The sequence below is a fragment of the Acidimicrobiales bacterium genome, from assembly GCA_035630295.1.
In the GTDB taxonomy this organism is placed as follows: domain Bacteria; phylum Actinomycetota; class Acidimicrobiia; order Acidimicrobiales; family Iamiaceae; genus Iamia.
In genome coordinates, this window is record DASQKY010000037.1 from 86,193 (window position 1) to 92,416 (window position 6,224).

Annotated in this window: 5 protein-coding genes; 4 read left to right on the forward strand and 1 reads right to left on the reverse strand. The window is 73.0% G+C overall.

All coding sequences use genetic code 11. The features are described 5' to 3' along the window. Positions 1-27: 27 nt before the first annotated feature. Complete coding sequence (locus VEW93_09540; protein HYI62032.1) at positions 28-318, reverse strand: hypothetical protein; 291 nt, start codon at positions 316-318, stop codon at positions 28-30. Positions 319-623: 305 nt separating this feature from the next. Here VEW93_09540 and VEW93_09545 point away from each other — a divergent pair, with 305 nt between their 5' ends. From VEW93_09545 to VEW93_09560, 4 genes are all read left to right on the forward strand, one after another. After that, a complete protein-coding gene (locus VEW93_09545) occupies positions 624-806 on the forward strand; it encodes a hypothetical protein (GenBank protein HYI62033.1) in 183 nt (60 codons plus the stop codon). Between the two features lie 80 nt (positions 807-886). After that, complete coding sequence (locus VEW93_09550; protein ID HYI62034.1) at positions 887-1,783, forward strand: AlkA N-terminal domain-containing protein; 897 nt, start codon at positions 887-889, stop codon at positions 1,781-1,783. A 431-nt stretch (positions 1,784-2,214) separates the two neighbouring features. Then, entirely contained in the window at positions 2,215-5,430 is a 3,216-nt protein-coding gene (locus VEW93_09555) for an Ig-like domain repeat protein (protein HYI62035.1), read from the forward strand. A gap of 578 nt (positions 5,431-6,008) precedes the next feature. After that, positions 6,009-6,224: hypothetical protein (locus VEW93_09560; protein HYI62036.1), on the forward strand; the 216-nt coding region annotated here is incomplete at its 3' end.

Genomic DNA, 6,224 nt, shown 5'->3' on the forward strand with positions numbered 1-6,224 from the left:
TCGGGGCGCCGGCGGGCGATCAGGCCGTCAGTCCTCGTCCTCGTCGGCCGGCGGGGCGGTCGGCTCCTCCAGGCCCAGGGCCACCATGATGGTGTGGCGGGCCGGGCCGAAGTCCTCGTCGCTGACCGTGCCGGCGGCGTGGGCCTCGCTGAGCAGGCGGAACCGCTCGAACAGCTCCTCCTCCGATGCCCCGTCCACGCCGTCCTCGGCCTCCTGGGCGTCGCGGGAGTGGCGGCGCTCGCGCTTGGCTGCCTGCTGCTCCTGGCGCATCTTGTCGATCCGGCGCTTCTCGGCCGACTGGCGGCCCCGGTTGGCCACCTCAGGCGCCGACCGCGACGGCGGGACCCGGGTGGCGGGGGCGGAGGGGTCGGCGCATCGTTGCTCTCCTCGTCGGCGGAGGACCTGGTGGCGGGTCCGAGGCCCACAGGGTAGGGACCCGAGCCTCCGAAGGCGATATGAGCGCCCTCGCCGACCCTCCGGCGACCCGCCCCGGCCGGGCCCGGCACCGCCGGCGACGTGCTGGTCAGCGTGGGGGCCAACGCCACCCTGGACGTGGAGGCCGGCACCTGGGACCCGTTGCCGGACCCGCCCCGCACCCTCGAGCGGGCGGCCCCGACCTGCCGGTGCCCGAGGAGGTGGACGGGCCCGCGGGCCCCGTGAGCTGGGTCCGCTCGGCCGACGGGACGGAGTGGGAGGCCGCGGCCACCGACACCGACGTCGTCGGGGTGCGCTGCGCCACCGCCGCCGACGCCCGCGCTCTCGTGGCTCGCACCTCCTGGCCCTCGACGGACGACCCCCCCTCGTGACCCACCCCTCGAGCCGCACCTGACCGATCCTCCCTGGCCCCGACGGCCGGGCTGGGGGAGGGTCGGCCAGGATGGGCCCGGTGAGCGAGGACGCCGGCCCCCGCACCCTGCGCCTGGCCCACCGGCGACCGTTGGCCGCCGCCGACCTGCTGGCCTTCCTGGCCGCCCGGGCGGTGCGGGGGGTGGAGGCCGGGGTGCGAGGTCCGGACGGGGCCCTCGTCGGCTACCGGCGCACCCTGGCCCTGCCCCACGCCCCGGCCACGGTCACCCTGGTGCCGGCCGACGGCCACGTGCTCGGCACGCTGCGGGGCGACGCCCGGGACGCGGACGAGGCGGAGGCCCGGGTCCGGCGCCTGCTCGACCTGGACGCCGACCCCGCCGCCGTCGACGCCCACCTCGGCCGCGACCCCCTGCTCGCTCCGCTGGTGGCGGCCCGGCCCGGCCTGCGGGTGCCGGGTGCGGTCGACGGGTTCGAGGTGGCGGTGCGGGCCGTCGTCGGCCAGCAGGTGTCGGTGGCCGGGGCCATCACCACCATCGGCCGCCTCACCGCCGAGCGGGGCACCCCGCTGGCCACTCCCGACGGCGAGCTCACCCACCTGTTCCCCTCCGCGGCCCAGGTGGCGGCGGCCGACCCCGACCTCCTGCCCATGCCCCGGGCCCGGGGCCGGGCCCTGGTGGGGCTGGCCCGAGCGGTGGCCGACGGGGAGATCGCCCTGGACGCCGGAGCCGACCGTGACCGCACCCGGGCCGCCCTCCTGGCCCGGCCCGGCATCGGGCCGTGGACGGTGGAGGACATCGCCCTGCGGGCCTTCGGTGACCCCGACGCCTTCCCCGCCACCGACCTGGGCGTGCGCCGCACCCTGACCCGGCTGGCAGGGCCGGACGCCGCTCGCCCGGCGGCGGTGGCGGCTCGGGCCGAGCGCTGGCGCCCGTGGCGGGCCTACGCCACCCTCCACCTCTGGACCGCCACCCCCTGACCCTCCGGCCCGTGGTTCGAGGCCGATCCCGTCGCGCGCAGTTTTGGCAAGGTTGGGCTTGGCATGGTGGCGGTTGGCACGTCGGCGCCCGGCAGGCGTTCGCGTGACGTGTCGTCATCTTCGTTCACTACTCAGGGGGGAACCCTCAGCATGTTGTCCATTCGGCGCATTGCGCGTCTCGCGTTCGTTGAGCGAAGGAACTTGGCCTTCGCTTTTGCCCCCCCCCCCCGCTAGATCGGGGCCCGCGATCCGCGGGATCTGAGCGCCCCTGGCGAGCACGAGCCGGGGCCGGCCTGGTCGCCGCGCTGACCGCTCTGGTCCTGCTCCTCCTGGCCGTCGCGTCACCGGCTGCCGCTGACGCGGCGCCGGTCCCAGCCCAGGACATCGCCCCTGCCGCGGGCGACACGCCGGACACCGGAGGTGCGCCCCGGGTGGCGCAGGATCTCGACCTGCAACTGGTCGAAGGAGGCGGGCAGCTCTCCCTGCGAGGCTCCGAGGAGCCCTATCAGATCCAGAACCCGACCTCGATCACCGGCACCATCGACGCCCCGGATCCGGATACCGGTGGTGGGACCGGATCGATCACGGCGGGCACGTTCACCACCCCGCAGGTGAACATCGTCCAACACATCACCAGCCCGGTCGATGCCGACGTGTTCATCGACGCCGACTTCGCACCGACCACGCCCGGCAACCTCACCGGCACCGTCGACGCCGATGGCAACGTGTTCGTGAGCACCAGCCTGGCCGTGACCTTGAACGTGGACGTCGGTCGCAACCCGACGATCCTCACCGCCGAGTGCATCAGCAGCCCCGTGGCCCTGACGCTGTCATCGACGGCACCCCATGACCCCGCCACCGGGCTGGTCACCCTGGTCAACGACAACTTCTCCATCCCGGCCCCACCGGGCAGCGGGGCCTGTGAGAACAACGTCCGCAACGCCATCATCGCCCAGCTCGCCGGTGGGGGCCACGCCATCTCCCTGACCCTGCAAGGCGCCCTGCCCCGGCCCCAGGTCACCAAGGAGCCCACCGACACGACGCTGGCGGTCGCCCCCGATGGGGGGGCGTTGGCGGGAGACCCGATCACCCTGACCGCCACCGTGGCCCCCGACTCGACGGCCACCGCGATCGAGCCCCGGACCGGGTTCGTGAACTTCCTCGACGGCGGGCAGACCCTGGCCAGCGTCGAACTGCAACCCGACGGGACCGCCGAGCTGGTCACCACCGCCCTGCCCACCGGGTCCCGCACCTTGACCGCCCGCTACCGCGGCGACGCCACCTGGGGCCAGTCCACCTCGCCCGCGGTGGCCTACACCGTGTTCTCCGACCCTGCCCTCACCTGGGACCTCCCGGCCTTCGTGCGCATCCACGGGGGGTCCACCGACTTCACCGTCACGGCCCTCAACACCGCCCTGGGCCAGGACCTCACCAACGTCCGCCTCGACATCGCCATCCAACGAACCGTCGGCACCGGGCCCATCGGCCCTACCCTCGGCGACGACAGCACCCCTGACCGCATCACCCTCGCCCACCTCGACGGATCCGATGCCACCCCCATCACCCTCACCTCGACGGGAAGCGGTTCGAACCAGGTGCTGTCCGGCTCCATCGGCGCCAGCACCGGCACACCCCTGACCCCCGGCGCCTCGATCACCGAGGCACTGCGCCTCGCCTTCCCCGCCGTGGGCACCGTCAACCCCACGATGTGTGGGGGTTCCGATCGACTGTGCCCCGGACCCCTGGGGGTCACCTTCACCCTCCAGCTCGTCAACCCCGATACCGGGGCGATCCAGACGACGATCGCCTCCGAAGCGGGCGCGACCAAGATGATCGAAGCGACCCGCCGACCCACCACTGTCGGTGCCGGCGGCCCCGGCATCCCGCCGCTCGTCCCGGCCACCCCTGCGGTCGCGCCCCAACTCGTGCGGGCCGGCAACGCCATCACGCTGAACCTGCTGGCTGTGGATCCTCGACTCGCCGGGGTCAATCCCGAAGGCCCGATCGCTTTCGCTCTCGACGGAGCGCCCATCGGCGCGCGCCGCTTCGGGCAACCCCCGGCGGAGGCGTATCGCACCGAGCTCCCCTTCATCTCTGGCAGCAGTTATCTGATCCCGGTGCCGGCCGCCACCAGCCCGGGCACCCACAACCTGACCATCCGCTACTCCGGAGACGACTACTTCCAGCCCAGTGTGGCCACCTTCACCTTCTCCGTTGCCGCCAACCTCGGCGCCGTCTACGAATGTGAACGCCCCGGCTTCGGCACCAGCTACGTCGGACGGGCCAACGTGATCGCCCAGGCCTCCCTGCCCTCCGTGGCCGCCGCGGGCAGTGCTGTCAACGCGGTCAACCCGTCGCTGCGCCTGCTCTTCGACCGCGGTCCCAGCGCCGGTGCTGGCAACCTCCTCGCCGCCGCCATCCCCGCCTTCACCGGCCTGGTCGCGGACTACGGCGTACCCGGCACCGCCAGCGGCACCAGCCTCACCCGCACCACCACCACCCGCCTGGACACCACCACCGGCGACCCCGACCAAGTGGTGCAGGTCAACGGTCTGGCCATGGGCATGACCATCGACGGCACCCCCGGCCAGGTCCTGCCCATCCAGCTCAGGTCGTTCCAGTTCCGAGTCAGCGGCATCGGTGAGCGCCTCTCCTGCACTCCCGTCAGCGATCCCATCACCCTGGGCCAGGTCACCGTGGCCGGTACCACCCTGACCGTGTCACCAGGAGGTCCCGTGCGGGCCGGAGCAGCGGTCGCCCTCGAAGCCACCACCGGACCGGTGAGCGCATCGGGCGGGGTGATGGAGCTCCGTGACGGGGACACCACCATCGGCGTGGTCGACGTCGACGCCGACGGCAAGGCCTCCCTGACCACCACCGACCTCCCCGTGGGCGGACATTCCTTGACCGCCCGCTACCTGGGTGGGTTGACGGTGCCGGTCACCACGTCGGAGGCCGTGCCGCTGACCGTGATCGACACCTTCGACTGTGCGGCTTTCACCCAGGCTGGCAACGCCGCGGTGGTGCGTCTGGTGTATCTGGAGCTGCTGGGTCGGTGCCCGGATCAGGCCGGGTTCGATCACTGGGCCGGCCGCCTCGACGCCGGGGCCTCGGCGTCATCGTTCGCGAGGTCGATCTCCGGTACTGACGAAGCCGTGGGTCGCGTCGTGGATGACGCCTACATCACCATGCTCGGCCGTTCCCCCGACCCCGCGGGCCGGGTGTTCTGGACTGACCGTCTCCAAGCATCGGGCCGCTACGACCAACTGCTGGCGGATCTGGCTGCGTCGCCGGAGTTCTGGGCCAAGGCCGGCGGAACGAACACCGGGTTCGTGACCCGGGTCTATGACCGGCTCCTGGGCCGGACCCCCGACACGGCGGGCCTGAACCATTGGGTCGGCCGCCTCGACACCGGCATCTCACCGCGCGCGTTGGTGTTGACCTTGGCCAACCTGGACGAGCCACTCGGCCGCCTGGTGGTCGACGCCTACGACGAGATCCTGGGCCGGGCCCCGTTCGCGGCCGAGCGCACGGCCGGGATCGCCTACCTGCGGGCGACCGGGTCCCGGTCGGGGCTCTATGCCCAGTTGATCGGTACCACCGAGTTCCACACCCGGGCCCAGGGTCACCCCAACCCCGAGGACTGACCCGCCCCCGCAGGTCAGCTGATCGCGGGCCCGCCCACCGGACAACCGGGGTGGGCGAGCCCGCCGGTCGGTACGAGCCCACACCTGCCGGGCCCGCCGACCCCCGTGAACGCCCGCGCCACCCCCCGGCGCGGGCGTTCACGCGTCTGAGCCCGAGGCGTCGCGTAGACGACGCGCCGTTGCGCGCAGTTTTGGCAAGGTTGGGCTTGGCATGGTGGCGGTTGGCACGTCGGCGCCCGGCAGGCGTTCGCGTGACGTGTCGTCATCTTCGTTCACTACTCAGGGGGGAACCCTCCACATGTTGTCCATTCGACGCATTGCGCGTCTCGCGTTCGTTGAGCGAAGGAACTTGGCCTTCGCTTTTGCCCCCCCCCCCGCTAGATCGGGGCCCGCGATCCGCGGGATCTGAGCGCCCCTGGCGGACGCGCGCCGGTGCCGGCCTGGTCGCCGCCCTCACCGCACTGGTCCTGCTCCCCCTGGCCGTCGCGTCACCGGCTGCCGCTGACGCGGCACCGGTCCCAGCCCAGGACATCGCCCCTGCCGCGGGCGACACGCCGGACACCGGAGGTGCGCCCCGGGTGGCGCAGGATCTCGACCTGCAGTTGGTCGAGGGTGGCGGGCAGCTCTCTCTGAGGGGTTCTGAGGAGCCGTACCAGATCGAGAACCCGACCTCGATCACCGGCACCATCGACGCCCCCGACCCCGACACCGGCGGCGGCACCGGCGCCATCACCGCAGGGACCTTCACCACCCCACAGGTGAACATCGTCCAGCCCATCACCACCCCGGTGGTG